10 protein-coding genes, 1 pseudogene and 2 riboswitches are annotated in these 15,721 nt (G+C 71.7%); of the genes and pseudogenes, 5 read left to right on the forward strand and 6 right to left on the reverse strand.

Going from position 1 to position 15,721, the window contains the following annotated elements; all coding sequences use genetic code 11:
- The first annotated feature begins 12 nt into the window (after positions 1-12).
- From OG373_RS05270 to OG373_RS05280, 3 genes are all read left to right on the forward strand, one after another.
- Positions 13-1,437, forward strand: a complete 1,425-nt coding sequence (locus OG373_RS05270) for an amino acid permease (RefSeq protein WP_397728307.1) — start codon at positions 13-15, stop codon at positions 1,435-1,437.
- Between the two features lie 362 nt (positions 1,438-1,799).
- Positions 1,800-2,026, forward strand: a riboswitch (cobalamin riboswitch).
- Between the two features lie 162 nt (positions 2,027-2,188).
- Entirely contained in the window at positions 2,189-4,513 is a 2,325-nt protein-coding gene (gene metE, locus OG373_RS05275; protein ID WP_405436227.1) for a 5-methyltetrahydropteroyltriglutamate--homocysteine S-methyltransferase, read from the forward strand.
- A 375-nt stretch (positions 4,514-4,888) separates the two neighbouring features.
- Positions 4,889-5,554, forward strand: a complete 666-nt coding sequence (locus OG373_RS05280) for a deoxynucleoside kinase (RefSeq protein WP_405436229.1) — start codon at positions 4,889-4,891, stop codon at positions 5,552-5,554.
- An 82-nt stretch (positions 5,555-5,636) separates the two neighbouring features.
- Here OG373_RS05280 and OG373_RS05285 read toward each other — a convergent pair whose 3' ends face one another.
- The 5 genes and pseudogenes from OG373_RS05285 to OG373_RS05305 form a co-directional block, all read right to left on the reverse strand.
- The gene (locus tag OG373_RS05285) at positions 5,637-6,431 is read right to left on the reverse strand and encodes an enoyl-CoA hydratase (protein WP_405436231.1); all 795 of its coding nucleotides are present in this window, start codon (positions 6,429-6,431) and stop codon (positions 5,637-5,639) included.
- The gene (gene mmsB, locus OG373_RS05290) at positions 6,428-7,345 is read right to left on the reverse strand and encodes a 3-hydroxyisobutyrate dehydrogenase (protein ID WP_405436233.1); all 918 of its coding nucleotides are present in this window, start codon (positions 7,343-7,345) and stop codon (positions 6,428-6,430) included. The genes OG373_RS05285 and mmsB overlap by 4 nt, the downstream gene beginning before the upstream one ends.
- A complete protein-coding gene (locus OG373_RS05295) occupies positions 7,342-8,415 on the reverse strand; it encodes an enoyl-CoA hydratase/isomerase family protein (protein ID WP_405436235.1) in 1,074 nt (357 codons plus the stop codon). The genes mmsB and OG373_RS05295 overlap by 4 nt, the downstream gene beginning before the upstream one ends.
- Positions 8,412-9,562, reverse strand: a pseudogene (locus OG373_RS05300) (acyl-CoA dehydrogenase family protein). The gene OG373_RS05295 and the pseudogene OG373_RS05300 overlap by 4 nt, the downstream one beginning before the upstream one ends.
- On the reverse strand, positions 9,559-11,058 hold the full coding sequence (locus OG373_RS05305; RefSeq protein WP_405436237.1) for a CoA-acylating methylmalonate-semialdehyde dehydrogenase: 1,500 nt from the start codon (positions 11,056-11,058) through the stop codon (positions 9,559-9,561). The pseudogene OG373_RS05300 and the gene OG373_RS05305 overlap by 4 nt, the downstream one beginning before the upstream one ends.
- Before the next feature lie 227 nt (positions 11,059-11,285).
- Positions 11,286-11,476: riboswitch (cobalamin riboswitch) on the reverse strand.
- 73 nt (positions 11,477-11,549) lie between these two features.
- Between OG373_RS05305 and OG373_RS05310 the strand changes: the two genes are divergently transcribed.
- Positions 11,550-12,464 (forward strand): cobalamin-binding protein, encoded by a 915-nt coding sequence (locus OG373_RS05310; protein ID WP_405436238.1) that lies wholly within the window; start codon positions 11,550-11,552, stop codon positions 12,462-12,464.
- A gap of 61 nt (positions 12,465-12,525) precedes the next feature.
- Here the strand turns inward: OG373_RS05310 and OG373_RS05315 are convergent, their stop codons facing one another.
- Positions 12,526-13,935 (reverse strand): short-chain fatty acyl-CoA regulator family protein, encoded by a 1,410-nt coding sequence (locus OG373_RS05315; RefSeq protein ID WP_405436240.1) that lies wholly within the window; start codon positions 13,933-13,935, stop codon positions 12,526-12,528.
- A 349-nt stretch (positions 13,936-14,284) separates the two neighbouring features.
- On the opposite strand from OG373_RS05315, the gene aceA reads away from it, so the two are divergent.
- On the forward strand, positions 14,285-15,568 hold the full coding sequence (aceA, locus tag OG373_RS05320) for an isocitrate lyase (protein ID WP_405436243.1): 1,284 nt from the start codon (positions 14,285-14,287) through the stop codon (positions 15,566-15,568).
- Positions 15,569-15,721: the final 153 nt, after the last annotated feature.

Here is a 15,721-nt window from a genome sequence, read left to right on the forward strand (position 1 = left end):
CTCGCCCGCCGGATGGGCGGCTTCGGCAACTTCGCCATCAGCTTCTCGGTCATATCCGTCCTCTCCGGCTGCATGACCCTCTACGGCTTCGGCATGGGCTCCGGCGGCCCGGCCGTGATGCTGTGGGGCTGGGTCGGCGTCGGCCTCTTCGTGCTCTGCGTGGGCCTCGCCCTGGCGGAGGTGACCAGCGCCTACCCCACCTCCGGGGCGCTCTACTACATGGCCGACCGGCTCGGCGGACGCCGCTGGGGCTGGTACACGGGCTGGCTCAACCTGCTCGGCCTGCTCGGCGCCATCGCCGGGATCGACTACGGCGCGGCCCTGTTCACCGGCGCCTTCCTCAACCTGCGCTTCGGGTTCGTGCCCACCCCCGGCTCGACCTTCCTGATCTTCCTGTGCATCCTGCTGCTGCACGCCGCGCTCAACCTCTTCGGCGTCCGCCTCGTCAGCGTGCTCAACTCCATCAGCGTCTGGTGGCACCTGGGCGGTGTCGCCGTGATCGTCGGCGCCCTGGCCTTCGTACCCGACAACCACCAGTCGGCCTCGTTCGTCTTCACCGAGTTCGTCAACGACACCGGCTGGGCCAACCCGTTCTACGTGGCGGCGGTCGGCCTGCTGCTCGCCCAGTACACCTTCTCCGGCTACGACGCCTCCGCGCACCTCTCGGAGGAGACCTCCAACGCGTCCGTCTCCGCCGCCAAGGGCATCGTCCGGGCCATCTGGGTCTCCTGGATAGCCGGTTTCGCCCTGCTCGCCGGCCTCACCTTCGCCATCCAGGACTACGCGGCCGTCCAGGGCAGCGCCACCGGCGTCCCGCCCGCCCAGATCTTCATCGACGCGCTGGGCTCGGGCGGCGCCACCGCCCTGCTCCTCGTCGTCATCGTCGCGCAGCTCTTCTGCGGCAACGCCGAGGTCGCCGCCGCGAGCCGGATGGTCTTCGCGTTCAGCCGTGACAACGCACTGCCCGGCTCCGCGCTGTGGCGCAAGGTCAGCAGCCGGACCCAGACGCCGGTACCGGCCGTCTGGCTCGCGGTCGCCGTAGCGGGCGTACTGGCCCTGCCGTCGCTGTACTCCGCCACCGCCTACGGGGCCGTGACCGCCATCAACGTCATCGGCATCACCCCGGCCTACGCCATCCCGATCTACCTTCGCCTGCGCGCCGGCAACCGCTTCGAGCCCGGCCCCTGGAGCCTGGGCCGCTGGAGCAAGCCGATCGGCTGGATCGCCGTCGTCTGGGTGGCGCTCGTCACCGTCCTCTTCTGCCTGCCCCAGAAGTCCCCGGTCACCATCGACTCCATGAACTACGCCGTGATCGCCCTGGCGGTGGTCCTGGTCCTGGCCAGCGTCTGGTGGTACGTCGCCCGCCGCTCGTACGGCACCCCGTCGGCCTACGGCAACGCCCGCGAACAGGCGGAGATCGCCGAGGACATCGTCTGACCCGCCCGGCACGAGACCGTGCGGCCGGACGCGCGTCACGTCCGGCCGCACGGGCGACCGGCGACGCCGCCGGGCCGCAGGCACCGGTCGAGCTTCCGCCGCAGGCCGCGGCACGCGCCGGGCGGACGATGGCCGACCTCCCTTGCTCCGTCGGGCGGATCGTGCCGCCTTCATGTCCTACGCCCCGGACGCCGACCGGCTGGAGGCGCTGTCGGACCGGCTCGTGCTCGCCCGCGGCAACGACTCCGCGGCGAACTGCCGTACCGCCCGGCCGCTTTGCCGGCCGAGCGGTACGGCTGGGCTGTCTCATTTTCGCGGTCCGGCATGTGGACGGCTTTAGTCACGCTCCGGCGAGTCCGCCTAGGGTGGTTTCCGCAGCTGGTTCGCCCCGTCCGCCAGGCGGGATGCGTCGTAAGAGGGAACCCGGTGGGAATCCGGGACTGCCCCGCAGCGGTGAGCGGGAACGACCGCCGTCATACGCACTGGGACCGGACAACGGTCCTGGGAAGCGACGGCCAGTAGGTGCCCGCCGGGAGACCGGCAGGCGTGCCCGCGAGTCCGAAGACCTGCCCGTTGCCCGCACGCGACCGTTCGCATGCGGCCATTCCGGTGACCTCGTGGGCGGGTCGGCGTACACAACGAGCGGCACGTGCGGCATCTTCCGCGACGTGGGCCGCCCGTTCTGTCGTTCCCTTCGCGTCCGCGTCCCGTCCGCGGGATGTTCAGGACACATCTCGCGAAGGAGAGTTCCGTGACAGCGAAGCCCGCGACCGCGGCAGCACGAGCCACCGTTTACGGCTACGCCCGCCAGGGACAGAACCGCGAACTGAAGAAGGCCATCGAGGGCTACTGGAAGGGCCGCGTCACCGCCGACGCCCTCCGGCAGACCGCCGCCGACCTCCGCCGTTCGAACTGGCAGCAGCTGGCCGACGCCGGCATCACCGAGGTGCCGACCGGTGACTTCTCGTACTACGACCACGTCCTGGACACCAGTGTCATGGTCGGCGCCGTTCCCGAGCGGCACCGCGCGGCCGTCGAGGCGGACGCGCTCGACGGCTTCTTCGCGATGGCCCGGGGCACCCAGGACGTCGCCCCGCTGGAGATGACGAAGTGGTTCGACACCAACTACCACTACCTCGTCCCCGAACTCGGCCCGGACACCGTCTTCACCGCCGACTCCACCAAGCAGGTCGCCGAGCTGACACAAGCGCTCGCGCTGGGCCACACGGCCCGCCCGGTCCTGGTCGGCCCCGTCACCTACCTGCTGCTGGCCAAGCCCGCCCCGGGCGTGGCCGCCGACTTCCAGCCCCTGACCCTGCTCGACCGGCTGCTGCCCGTCTACGCCCAGGTCCTGGCGGACCTGCACGCCGCCGGCGCCGAGTGGGTGCAGCTGGACGAGCCCGCCCTGGTCCAGGACCGTACCCCGGCCGACCTGAACGCCGCCGCCCGCGCCTACCGGGAGCTCGGCGCACCGACCGACCGGCCCAAGCTGCTCGTCGCCTCCTACTTCGACCGGCTCGGCGACGCCCTCCAGGTGCTCGCCGCCGCGCCCGTCGAGGGCCTCGCGCTGGACTTCACCGAGGGCGCCGCCGCGAACCTCGCCGACCTCGCCGCCGTCGGCGGCCTGCCCGGCAAGCGGCTCGTCGCAGGTGTGGTCAACGGCCGCAACATCTGGATCAACGACTACCAGAGGTCCCTGACCACCCTCGGCACCCTCCTGGGCCTCGCCGACCGGGTGGACGTCGCCGCGTCCTGCTCCCTCCTGCACGTCCCGCTGGACGCCAACGCCGAACGCGACATCGATCCGCAGATCCGCCGCTGGCTCGCCTTCGCCCGCCAGAAGACCACCGAGATCACCACCCTCGCCCGCGGCCTCGCCCAGGGCACGGACGCCATCACCGCCGAACTCGCCGCCAACCGCGCCGACCTCGCCTCCCGCGCCGGCTCCGCCATCACCCACGACCCGGCCGTCCGCGCCCGTACCGGCGCCGTCACCGACGCGGACGGACGCCGCTCACAGCCGTACGCGCGGCGGACCGTCGCGCAGCGCGCCCACCTGGGCCTGCCCCTGCTGCCCACGACCACCATCGGGTCGTTCCCGCAGACGAACGAGCTGCGCACCGCGCGCGCCGGTCTGCGTGCCGGGCGCATCGACGCCGCCGGGTACGAGGAGCGGATCAAGGACGAGATCCGCGAGGTCCTCTCCTTCCAGGAGAAGACCGGGATCGACGTCCTGGTGCACGGCGAACCCGAACGCAACGACATGGTGCAGTACTTCGCCGAGCAGCTGACGGGGTACCTCGCCACCCAGCACGGCTGGGTGCAGTCCTACGGCACCCGCTACGTCCGCCCGCCGGTGCTGGCCGGGGACATCTCCCGCCCCGAGCCGATGACCGTGCGCTGGACCTCGTACGCCCAGGCGCAGACGACCAAGCCGGTCAAGGGCATGCTGACCGGCCCGGTCACCATGCTCGCCTGGTCCTTCGTACGCGACGACCAGCCCCTCGGCGACACCGCCCGCCAGGTGGCACTCGCCCTGCGCGACGAGGTGGGCGACCTGGAGGCGGCCGGCACCTCGGTCATCCAGGTCGACGAGCCGGCCCTGCGCGAGACCCTCCCGCTGCGGGCCGCCGACCACGCGGAGTACCTCGCCTGGGCCACCGAGTCCTTCCGGCTCACCACCAGCGGTGTCCGGCCGGACACCCAGATCCACACCCACATGTGCTACGCGGAGTTCGGCGACATCGTCCAGGCCATCGACGACCTCGATGCCGACGTCATCAGCCTGGAGGCCGCCCGCTCCCACATGCAGGTCGCGGACGAGCTCGCCGAGCACGGCTACCCTCGTGAGGCGGGTCCCGGCGTCTGGGACATCCACTCCCCGCGCGTCCCCAGCGCCGAGGAGGCGGCCGCACTGCTGCGCAAGGGGCTCCGGGCCATTCCCGCCGAGCGGCTCTGGGTCAATCCCGACTGCGGCCTGAAGACCCGTGGCTGGACCGAGACCCGCGCCAGTCTGGAGAACCTCGTCGCGGCCGCCCACGAGGTCCGCGCGGACCTCACGGCCGACGGTTCCTGAACCCCGTGGCCGGGCCGGGACGGACGCCCAGGGGGTTGTCCGTCCCGGCCCCGGGCGGGATGCCGCCACGGCCGCCCTGTCGGCCGTCGCCGCCCACCAGGCGCCTGGCCGCCAGGGTGCACGGCGTACGGGCGCCGATGCTCTGGCCTGCAGGGGGTGGATCGTCATTTAAGATTCAAGGCGGCCGCAGGGCTGCGGAACGGTTGGGCCGGTCGAGGAGAGCGGCGCGGGACAGGGCCGTGGTCCGGACGGCCGACACGTGACGCTGATCATGAAGATCCCGGGGAATCGCCTGACCACCGGCGTGCGTCTCAGTGGTGCGGGGGCGCTCGGCCCACCGCCCGCGATCAGAAGACCCCCAGGGAGAAGTGAGGTATGCCAGTGATCTGCGTCGGAGGCATGATCGGAATCGGCAAGACGAGTGTCGCCGAACTGATCGCCAAGGAACTGGGCAGCGAGGTCTTCTACGAGAGCGTGGAGGACAACCCGATCCTTCCGCTCTTCTACACGTCGAGCCCCGAGGAGATCCAGGCCAAGCGTTACCCCTTCCTGCTGCAGCTCTACTTCCTGCAGACGCGGTTCGCCGCGATCAAGGAGGCGTACAAGCAGGGCGACAACGTCCTCGACCGGTCCATCTACGAGGACTGGTACTTCGCCAAGGTCAATCACGACCTGGGGCGGATCAGCTCGCTCGAAATGCGGGTGTACGAGGGACTGCTGGCCGAGATGATGCGGGAGATCGACGGCCTGCCGTACCGCAAGGCACCCGACCTCATGGTCTATCTGAAGGCGGACTTCGAGACGGTGCTGCACCGCATCGGGCTGCGGGGCCGCGATTTCGAACAGGACGAGAGCCTCGTCGAGTACTACCGGACGCTGTGGTCCGGCTACGACGACTGGGTGCACAAGCACTACTCGGCCAGCGAGGTCCTCGTCATCGACATGAACCACACGGATGTCGTGCACAACCCCGAGGACGCGGCCCGCGTGGTGCAAGAGGTCAAGGACACCCTGACGGCGGTCGCCGCCCGCCGGGTCTGAGCCCGCCCGGGCCCGCTCACGCGTGCGGGCCCTGAGCGGCTCCTCGCTCCGGGGGGGGTGAGGAGCCGCTCGGGGGAAGACCTCAGCGGTGGGTGAAGTCCGGGGACCTCTTGTCCGCGAAGGCGCTCATGCCCTCCTTCTGGTCGGCGGTGGCGAAGACGGCGTGGAAGAGGCGCCGTTCGAAGCGGACGCCTTCGGCAAGAGTGGTCTCGAAGGCCCGGTTCACCGCCTCCTTGGCCATCATCGCGACGGGCGCGGACATGCCCGCGACCGTTTCGGCGACGGCCAGGGCTTCGGCCATCAGATCGTCGGCGGGGACGACACGGGAGACGAGTCCGGCCCGCTCGGCCTCGACGGCGTCCATGGTCCGGCCGGTGAGGCAGAGTTCCATGGCCTTGGCCTTGCCGACGGCCCGGGTGAGGCGCTGCGAGCCGCCGATGCCGGGAATCACGCCGAGCTTGATCTCGGGCTGGCCGAAGACGGCGGTGTCGGCGGCGAGGAGAATGTCGCAGAGCATGGCCAGTTCGCAGCCGCCGCCCAGTGCGTAGCCGGATACGGCGGCGACGGTGGGGGTGCGGAGGTCGCCGAGGCGGTCCCAGGCGGTGAACCAGTCGGTGAGGTACATGTCCATGTACCCCTGCGGCTGCATCTCCTTGATGTCCGCGCCCGCCGCGAAGGCCTTCGCGGAGCCGGTGAGGACGATGCATCCGATGTCCGGGTCGCGGTCGAGGGCCTCGGTCGCGGCCACGACCTCGTTCATCACCTGGAGGTTGAGCGCGTTGAGCGCCTTCGGGCGGTTGAGGGTGAGGAGGGCGGTACGGCCCGTGCGCTCGACGAGGATCGTGTCGTGGTCGGTGGTCTCGGTGGTCTCGGTCACGGGGTGATTCCCTTCGGTGCTCCGGCGGCCGCGTCCCGCAGGACCTGGACGATGCCGGAGAAGTCCTGTGCCGCGCCGCTCGCTTCGGCGAACGCGGCGTACATGTCGGCCGCGCGCAGGCCCAGGCCGGCTTCGATGCCTCCGGCCCGCAGGGCGTCGGCGGCGAGGCCGAGGTCCTTGGCCATGAGCGGGGCCGCGAATCCCGGCCGGTAGTCGCGATTGGCGGGACTGGCCGGGACCGGCCCGGGGACGGGGCAGTTGGTGGTGAGCGCCCAGCACTGGCCGGAGGCGGTGGAGGCGACGTCGTAGAGCGCCTGGTGGGAGAGACCCAGGCTTTCGCCGAGGACGAAGGCCTCGCTGACGGCGATCATCGAGATGCCGAGGATCATGTTGTTGCACATCTTCGCGGCCTGGCCCGCTCCCGCGCCCCCGCAGTGCACCGTCTTTCTGCCCATCGCCGCCAGCAGCGGTTCGGCCCGGGCGAACTCCGCCTCGCCGCCGCCCGCCATGAAGGTGAGGGTCGCCGCCTCGGCTCCGACCACTCCGCCCGAGACGGGTGCGTCGAGTGCCCGGTGTCCGGCGGCGACGGCCAGCTCATGGGCTGCGCGGGCGTCGGCGACGTCGATGGTCGAGCAGTCGACGAACAGGGTGCCGGGCCCGGCTGCCGCCAGCAGCCCCTCGTCACGGTAGAGGGCCAGGACGTGCCGGCCGGCCGGCAGCATCGTGATCACCACGTCCGCCCCGGCGGCGGCCGTCGGCGCGGACTCCGCGATCTCCACCCCGGCGGCCGAGGCAGCGGCCCGGGCGGCGGGGACGAGGTCGAAGCCGAGGACGCGGTGCCCGGCCGCGACGAGGTTGGAGGCCATCGGGCCGCCCATGTTGCCGAGGCCGACGAACGCGATGACGGTGGTCACCAGGGCACCTCCTGGAAGGAATCGGTGGCGGTGAGGGTCAGTTCGCGGTCATCGCCGAGCGGGGCGAAGTAGCGGGCCGTATCGGCCTGCGTCACCTCGCGGAGCCGGTCGGGTTGCCAGCGGGGGTTGCGGTCCTTGTCGATGACCTGGGCACGGATGCCCTCGACGAGGTCGCGCGAGGACAGGGCCGCGCAGGACACGCGGTACTCCTGCTCCAGCACCCGTTCCAGCGGCCCGAGCCTGCGGGCCCCGCGCAGCGCTGCCAGGGTGACCTTCAGGGCGGTGGGCGACTTGGCGGCCAGGGTGGCTGCGGCCTCCTCGGCCGCCGGGACCCCGGCGGCCAGGAGCCGGGCGATGACCTCCTCCACGGTGTCGGCCGCATAGCAGTGGTCGATCCACTCGCGGTGGAGGGCCAGTTCGCCGGCGGGGGCCGGGCTCACGTGCGCGGCGACGGCATCGTGCACGGGCCCCTGGGCGAGGTCCGCGACCAGCGCTGCGAGCCGACCGGAGGGTACGAAGTGGTCGGCAAGGCCGCAGAGCAGCGCGTCGGCGGCGCCGACGGGCGCACCCGTCAGGGCCAGGTGGGTGCCGAGTTCACCGGGTGCCAGGGCGAGGAGGTAGGTACCGCCGACGTCGGGAACGAACCCGATGCCGGTCTCGGGCATGGCGACCCGGGAGCGTTCGGTGACGATCCGGACCGAGCCGTGGGCCGAGATGCCGACGCCTCCGCCCATGACGATGCCGTCCATGAGGGCGACGTACGGCTTCGGATAGCGGGCGATCAGCGCGTTGAGCCGGTACTCGTCGCGCCAGAAGTCCGCCGAGGCCGTGCCTCCCGTGCGGGCGTCCTCGTAGATGGCGCGGACGTCGCCGCCCGCGCAGAGCCCGCGCTCCCCCGCTCCGGAGATCACCACCGTCTGCACCGCCGGGTCGTCGCGCCAGGAGGTCAGGGCTTCCTCGATGCGGAGCACCATGGAGTGGCTGAGTGCGTTGAGGGCCTTGGGGCGGTTGAGGACGAGCCGGCCGACCCGGCCCTCGACGCGGACGAGGACGTGTTCTTCTCCGCTCATCGCAAAGCCTCCGTCAGCCGCGGGCGACGATGACGCGCATGATCTCGTTGGTCCCTTCCAGGATCTGGTGCACGCGGAGATCGCGGACGATCTTCTCGATGCCGTATTCGCTCAAATAGCCGTAGCCACCGTGGAGTTGGAGCGCCTCATTGGCCACGTCGAAACCGGTGTCGGTGGCGAACCGCTTGGCCATCGCGCAGAGCTCCGCGGCCTTGGACCCGCCCGCGTCGAGGGCCTCGGCGGCCGTACGGACCAGGGCGCGGGCGGCGGCCAGCCCGGTGGCCATGTCCGCGAGCCGGAACTGCAGGGCCTGGGCGTCCAGCAGCCGGGCCCCGAAGGCCTCCCGGTCGGCGAGGTACGCGAGGCTGCGGTCCAGGGCGCTCTGCGCACCGCCCAGCGAGCAGGCGGCGATACCGAGCCGGCCGCCGTTGAGTCCGTTCATGGCGATGCGGAACCCGTCGCCCTCGGCGCCGAGCCGCCGGTCGGCGGGCAGGCGCACCCCGTCGAGGACGACCTGGCGGGTGGGCTGGGCGTTCCAGCCCATTTTCTGCTCGTCGGCGCCGAAGGAGACCCCGGGGTCGTCCCGCTCGACGACGAACGCCGAGATCCCCCGGGGCCCCATCTCTCCGGTCCGGGCCATGACGACGTACACGCCTGCGGCTCCGGCGCCGGAGATGAACTGCTTGACGCCGGTCAGGACGTAGTGGTCGCCGTCCCGCTCGGCGCGCGTGCGCAGGGCGCCCGCGTCGGAGCCCGCTCCGGGCTCGGTGAGGCAGTAGCTGCCGAGCGTGCCGGCCGTGCAGAGGCCCGGCAGCCAGCGGCGGCGCTGGGCCCGGTCCCCGTACCGGTCGACCATCCAGGCGACCATGTTGTGGATGGACAGGTATCCGGCGATGGACGGGCATCCGGTGGCGAGGGTCTCGAAGACGAGGACGCCGTCGGCCCGGCCGAGTCCGGAACCTCCGTGCTCCTCGCGCACGTAGACCCCGCCGAGGCCGAGGGCGGCGGCCCGCCGGATCACGTCGACCGGGAAGTGCTTGTCCCGGTCCCAGGCGACCGCGTGCGGTGCGAGGTGTTCCTGGGCGAAGTCGAGGGTGACCTCGGCGAGGGCGAGCTGGTCCTCGGTGAGGGTGGTCACGGCGCTCATCCCATCGTCGGGATGGTGAAGCTCGCGCCCTCCTTGGCCCCGGAGGGCCAGCGCGAGGTGACGGTCTTGGTGCGGGTGCAGAAGCGGATGGAGTCGGGGCCGTGCTGGTTCAGGTCCCCGAAGCCGGACCGCTTCCAGCCGCCGAAGGTGTGGTAGGCGACGGGCACGGGGATCGGCACGTTGACGCCGACCATGCCGGCACCCACCCGGCGGGTGAAGTCGCGCGCGGTGTCCCCGTCACGGGTGAAGACGGCCGCACCGTTGCCGTACGGGTGCTCGGTGGGCAGCCGCAGGGCCTCCTCGTAGTCGGCGGCCCTGACGACGGACAGCACCGGGCCGAAGATCTCCTCCCGGTAGATCCGCATCTGCGGGGTCACCCGGTCGAAGAGGGTGGCTCCGGCGAAGTAGCCGTTCTCGTGCCCGGGCAGGGTGAACCCGCGTCCGTCGACGACGAGTTCGGCGCCCTCGGTGGCTCCGATGCCGACATAGCGGTTCACGCGGTCGAGCGCGTCCCGGCTGACCAGCGGCCCGAAGTCGGCCTCGGGGTCGTCGGAGCGCCCCACGCGAAGGGTGGCGATCCGCTCGGTCAATTTGGCCACCAGGGCGTTCGCGGTCTCCTCACCGACGGGGACGGCGACGGCAATGGCCATGCAGCGCTCGCCCGCCGAGCCGTAGCCGGCGCCGATGAGCGCCTCCACGGCCTGGTCGAGGTCGGCGTCGGGCATCACGATCATGTGGTTCTTGGCGCCGCCGAAGCACTGGGCGCGCTTGCCGTGGGCGGCTGCGGTGGCGTAGATGTGCGCGGCGACCGGGGTGGATCCGACGAAGCCGATGGCCGGCACGCGCGGGTCCTCGAGGAGGGTGTCGACGGCCTCCTTGCCGCCGTTGACCACGTTGAGCACACCCGGCGGCAGGCCCGCCTCCAGGAACAGTTCGGCGAGGCGCAGCGGTACGGACGGGTCGCGCTCGGAGGGCTTCAGGACGAAGGAGTTGCCGCAGGCCAGTGCGGGTGCGGCCTGCCAAAGGGGGATCATCGCGGGGAAGTTGAAAGGGGTGATCCCGGCGACCACGCCCAGCGGTGAGCGCAGCGAGTGCACGTCGATCCCGGTGCCCGCGTTGTCGGTGAACTCGCCCTTCAGCAGGTGCGGGACACCGGCGGCGAACTCCACTACCTCCAGGCCGCGTTGCAGATCGCCGTGCGCGTCGGCGATGGTCTTGCCGTGCTCGGAGGACAACAGCCGGGCCAGCGCGTCGCGTTCGCCCTCGACGAGCCGGAGGAAGCGCAGCATGACGCGGGCGCGCCGCTGCGGGTTCCACCGGCCCCATTCCTGCTGGGCCTCCTCGGCGTCGGCGATCGCCGCCTCGGTGTCGGCACGGCCCGCCAGGGGGACCCGGGCCTGGACCGTACCGGTGTTGGGGTCGTACACGTCGGTGAAGAGCCCGGACGTGCCGGTGGTGTGCTTTCCGCCGATGAAGTGGGTGAGTTCGCGGACCATCGAAGCCTGCTCTCGTCAGGTGAGATCCGAGGAAGGCGCGGCGCAGGGGCGGTGCGGCACCGATCGGGGTGCGCACCGCGGGCTGGGGCCGCGGGACAGGGGAGGGCCGGGGCGCCCTCGTCGAGTCACGAACGCGGGGACAGGGCCTCGCCGTTCGGGTACTCCGCCGGATCACCTGGGCCGTGGTCACGTACCGGTGCCATGCGTGTCTGCTCCATCCTCGTGGACAACACGGAACATCCCACGGCCGGTATCCTGACTCCCGGATCATCGCGCGCTCTCCGGCCTTCCCGACGGATGGATTCCGTCAGTGGCCTGTACTGCTGAAGAGCACACTTCCCGGTCACAGTGGCGGGACCGCGCCGGATTCACACCGGCTTCCCTGCACCGCGGGCTTGCCACGAAGATATAGTTGGACGTCCTAGTAAGTCCACCCCCGGCCGCGGCGCGGACGTGTGAAAAGCCCCCGGACCAGGGCCTACAGTCAAGGAATGCGCATCGTTTCGCTGCTGCCCGCGGCCACCGACATCGTGGCCGAGCTCGGCCTGGCCGCCGACCTGGTGGGCCGTACGCACGAGTGCGACTGGCCCCCGGAGCACGTGGCCGGCGTGCCCGTGGTGACCTCCGCCGAGTTCTCAACGGACACCCTGAGCAGCCGGGAGATCTCCGACGCGGTCGGCGGCGCCGCGCACAGCGGCTCCTCGCTCTACACCCTCGACACCGACGCCCTCGGCGCCCTGGCCCCCGAAGTGGTCCTGACCCAGGACCTGTGCGACGTCTGCGCCGTCTCCTACGAGGGAGTCAGCCGGGCGGTGCGCGTCCTGGACGGCGGGCCCCGCGTGCTCAGCCTGGAGCCGCGCACCCTGGGCGACGTACTGGACTGCCTGGTCACGGTGGGCGAGCTGCTCGGCGTACGGGATCACGCGCTTGCCCGCCGGGAGGCGCTCGCCGCACGGCTGGATACCGTACGGACCCTCACCGCGGGGCGGCCGCGGCCCCGTGTGGTGGCGATCGAATGGCTGGATCCGCTCTGGCCGGCCGGGCACTGGGTGCCGGAGCAGATCACGTGCGCGGGCGGAGAGGCGCTGATCGCCGCCCCGGGCGAGCACACCCGGCCGATGGACTGGGAGGCGGTCCGGGCCGCCCGCCCGGACGTGCTCCTGGTCATGCCGTGCGGGTTCGCCCCGGAACGCACCCTGCGCGAGCGGGAACTGCTGACGTCCCTGCCCGGGTGGGAGGACCTGCCGGCGGTGCGGTCCGGTGAGGTGTGGGTGCTGGACGGACCCGCCTACTTCAACCGGCCGGGCCCCCGCGTCGTGCGCGGCGCGGAGGTCCTGGCCCACGTCCTGCACGGGGTCCGGGCCGGCGAGGCGGTGACGACGGCGGAAGCCCTTCGCCTCGGATGAGGAGAGGAGCCCGCGGTGAACCGTGTCATCGGGCACGTCGTCGGGCGCGTCGTCGATCGCGTCACTGTGCGCGGTCGGCGACCTGGTACGGGACGAAGGTGCTGGTGTTCTCGTCCACGGCCAGCGGCCGTCCGAGCGGCGGGACGGCCCGCTGGGGGCAGTCGAGCCGTTCGCAGAGGCGGCAGCCCATGCCGATGGGAGTGGCGGCCCCGGTGTTGTCCAGGTCGAGCCCGTCCGAGTACACGAGCCGGGAGGCGTGCCGGATCTCGCAGCCCAGGCCGATGGCGAAGGTCTTGCCGGGTGCGCCCCAGCCGCCGCGGTGGCGGGTGACGGCGCGGGCGGTCCAGAGGTGGCGCTGCCCGTCGGGCATGGCGGCGACCTGGACGTGGATGCGTCCGGGGGCGGCGAACGCCTCGTAGACGTTCCAGAGCGGGCAGGTGCCGCCGGCGCGGGAAAAGTGGAATCCGGTCGCGGACTGCCGCTTGGACATGTTGCCCGCCCGGTCCACCCGGACGAACGAGAAGGGGACCCCGCGCAGCCTGGGGCGTTGCAGGGTGCTGAGGCGGTGGCACACCGTCTCGTAGCCCAGGCCGAACCGGTCGGTGAGCCGCTCGATGTCGTAACGGAATTCCTCCGCGGCGGTGTGGAACGCCTTGTACGGGAGGATCAACGCGGCGGCGAAGTAGTTGGCGATGCCGATCCTGGCCAGCCCGTGCGCGGTGGATCCGGCCGCGAAGTCCTCCGACGCGAGCCGGTCCAGCTCGTCGGCGTGCTCCAGGAGCGCGAGCTGGGTGGCCATCCGGAAGGCCTGCTGACCGGGTCGCAGCCCTGCGGACAGGTGCAGTACGCGGGCGGAGTCGTCGTAGTGGTGCAGCCGCTCGGAGTCGGCGGCCACCCGGACGCCGTGGTGGTCGGCAAGGCGCACCGACAGGGCACGGACGACCTCCCCGGGCCGGATCCGGATGGCGCGGGCCAGGTCCTCGGCGGCGAGATCGATGTCGTGGAGGTAGTTCTGGCGACGGTAGAAGAACTCCCGGATCTCCTCGTGCGCAGAGCGCGGCCCACCGGTCCCCGGTGCCCCTTCCCGGTCGTCGTCGGCTCCCGCCAGCCGCTCGGCGAGGAGTTGGCTGCGCCGCCCGAGGTCGAGGAGCACCCGGGCGACGGCGGGCATACGGGATGCCAGCTCCGCCAGGTCCGTGGCCGAGACCCGGGCCTCGGCCACCTCGCCGGCCAGCGCCTCGCGCAGGTCCGCGACCAGGCGACCGGTGTCGCGTTCCGAGAAGAAGCCCGGGTCGACGCCGAAGGCCTCGGTGAGCCGCAGCAGTACGGGCACGGTCAGCGGGCGGGAGTCGTGCTCCATCTGGTTCAGGTAGCTCGGCGAGATCGCCAGGACTCGGGCCAGGTCGGCCTGGCTCATCCGGCGTTCCTCGCGCAGCCGCCGCAGCCGCGCGCCCGCGTACGTCTTGCTCATCGCCCTCCCTCGGCCCGGCTTCCCCAGAGCCCCACCCTACGCACAGATGCGGGCCCCGAGACCTTTGCAAACTTGGCAAACGGGCCCGAAAAGATTCGCAGAACTTGGCAGCCGTCCATGATTGATGGCACTGGGTGTCGCTGGGAGAGTCGTCCTGCGGCCCGCCGGAACAGGCAGCAGCGCCCGTACCAACCGGTCCCGATTCACGCCCTGATGTCGGCGATTCGGCAGGTTACGGCGAGTGGTCCGGCAACATTGCTCAGCTCGTTCCACACCGGTACGGCGGGCCGCGATCCAACTTGATGGCACCTCGTGCCATCGATTCGCACTCATGGAGACGGTGACGGTCATGGCAGACACGACGAAGACGACGGCAGCGGCCCTCGCCGAGCGCTGGTCGACGGATCCCCGGTGGGCGGGCATCGAGCGCACCTACACCGCCGAGGACGTCGTCCGGCTCTCGGGCAGCGTCCGCGAGGAGCACACCCTGGCCCGGCGCGGCGCCGAGCGGCTGTGGCGCCAGCTCCACGAGCAGGACTACATCCACGCCCTCGGCGCGCTCACCGGCGGCCAGGCGGTCCAGCAGGTGCGGGCCGGCCTCCAGGCGATCTACCTCTCCGGCTGGCAGGTGGCCGCCGACGCGAACCAGGCCGGTCACACCTACCCGGACCAGAGCCTGTACCCGGTCAACTCGGTGCCGCAGGTGGTGCGCAGGATCAACAACGCACTGCTGCGCGCCGACCAGATCGCCACCGCCGAGGGCGGCTCGGACACGACGGACTGGCTGGCCCCGATCGTCGCGGACGCCGAGGCCGGCTTCGGCGGCCCGCTCAACGCCTTCGAGCTGACCAAGGCGATGATCGCGGCGGGCGCGGCCGGCATCCACTACGAGGACCAGCTGGCCTCCGAGAAGAAGTGCGGCCACCTCGGCGGCAAGGTCCTCGTGCCGACCTCGCAGCACATCCGCACCCTGAACGCGGCCCGGCTGGCGGCGGACATCGCCGGCACTCCCACCCTGATCATCGCCCGTACCGATGCTCTCGCCGCGAACCTGATCACCAGCGACGTCGACGAGCGCGACGCGCAGTTCGTCACCGGCGAGCGCACCGCCGAGGGCTTCTACCGGGTCCGGAACGGCATGGCGCCGGTCATAGCCCGCGGCCTCGCCTACGCCCCGTACGCCGACCTGATCTGGGTGGAGACCGGTACCCCGGACCTGGAGCAGGCCCGCGAGTTCGCCGAGGCGATCCACGCGCAGTACCCCGACCGGATGCTGGCCTACAACTGCTCGCCGTCCTTCAACTGGAAGGCCGCGTTGGACGACGACCAGATCGCCAAGTTCCAGCGGGAGCTGGGCGCGATGGGCTACCGCTTCCAGTTCATCACGCTGGCCGGCTTCCACTCCCTCAACCACGGCATGTTCGACCTCGCCCGGGGCTACGCCGAGCACGGCATGACCGCCTATGTCGACCTCCAGGAGCGCGAGTTCGCCGCCCAGGCCCAGGGGTTCACCGCCGTCAAGCACCAGCGCGAGGTCGGCACGGGCTACTTCGACCTCGTTTCCACCGCGGTCAATCCGGCCTCCTCCACCACCGCGCTCTCCGGCTCCACCGAGGAAGAGCAGTTCCACTAGACACCGCTCGTCCGGGCCGCCAGCCGCCCGGAACGCCCGACGCACCACCTCGCCGCAGGGCCCGGGGTGCCCGCGCACACGCCGTACCCGGGCACCCCGCCGGCACCGCCGGCACCCCGCCCCCGCCCGCACCCCACCGGCCACCCCGCCACC

This window comes from Streptomyces avidinii, from assembly GCF_045161815.1.
Lineage (GTDB): Bacteria > Actinomycetota > Actinomycetes > Streptomycetales > Streptomycetaceae > Streptomyces > Streptomyces avidinii.

Bases quoted from the DNA above. Each gene is read 5' to 3' on its own strand.
- OG373_RS05295 (WP_405436235.1), bottom strand. From the start codon at position 8,415: ATGAGCGGAGAAGAACACGTCCTCGTCCGCGTCGAGGGCCGGGTCGGC.
- aceA (WP_405436243.1), top strand. From the start codon at position 14,285: ATGGCAGACACGACGAAGACGACGGCAGCGGCCCTCGCCGAGCGCTGG.
- OG373_RS05315 (WP_405436240.1), bottom strand. From the start codon at position 13,935: ATGAGCAAGACGTACGCGGGCGCGCGGCTGCGGCGGCTGCGCGAGGAA.
- OG373_RS05305 (WP_405436237.1), bottom strand. From the start codon at position 11,058: ATGGTCCGCGAACTCACCCACTTCATCGGCGGAAAGCACACCACCGGC.
- OG373_RS05310 (WP_405436238.1), top strand. From the start codon at position 11,550: ATGCGCATCGTTTCGCTGCTGCCCGCGGCCACCGACATCGTGGCCGAG.
- OG373_RS05270 (WP_397728307.1), top strand. From the start codon at position 13: ATGGGCGGCTTCGGCAACTTCGCCATCAGCTTCTCGGTCATATCCGTC.
- OG373_RS05280 (WP_405436229.1), top strand. From the start codon at position 4,889: ATGCCAGTGATCTGCGTCGGAGGCATGATCGGAATCGGCAAGACGAGT.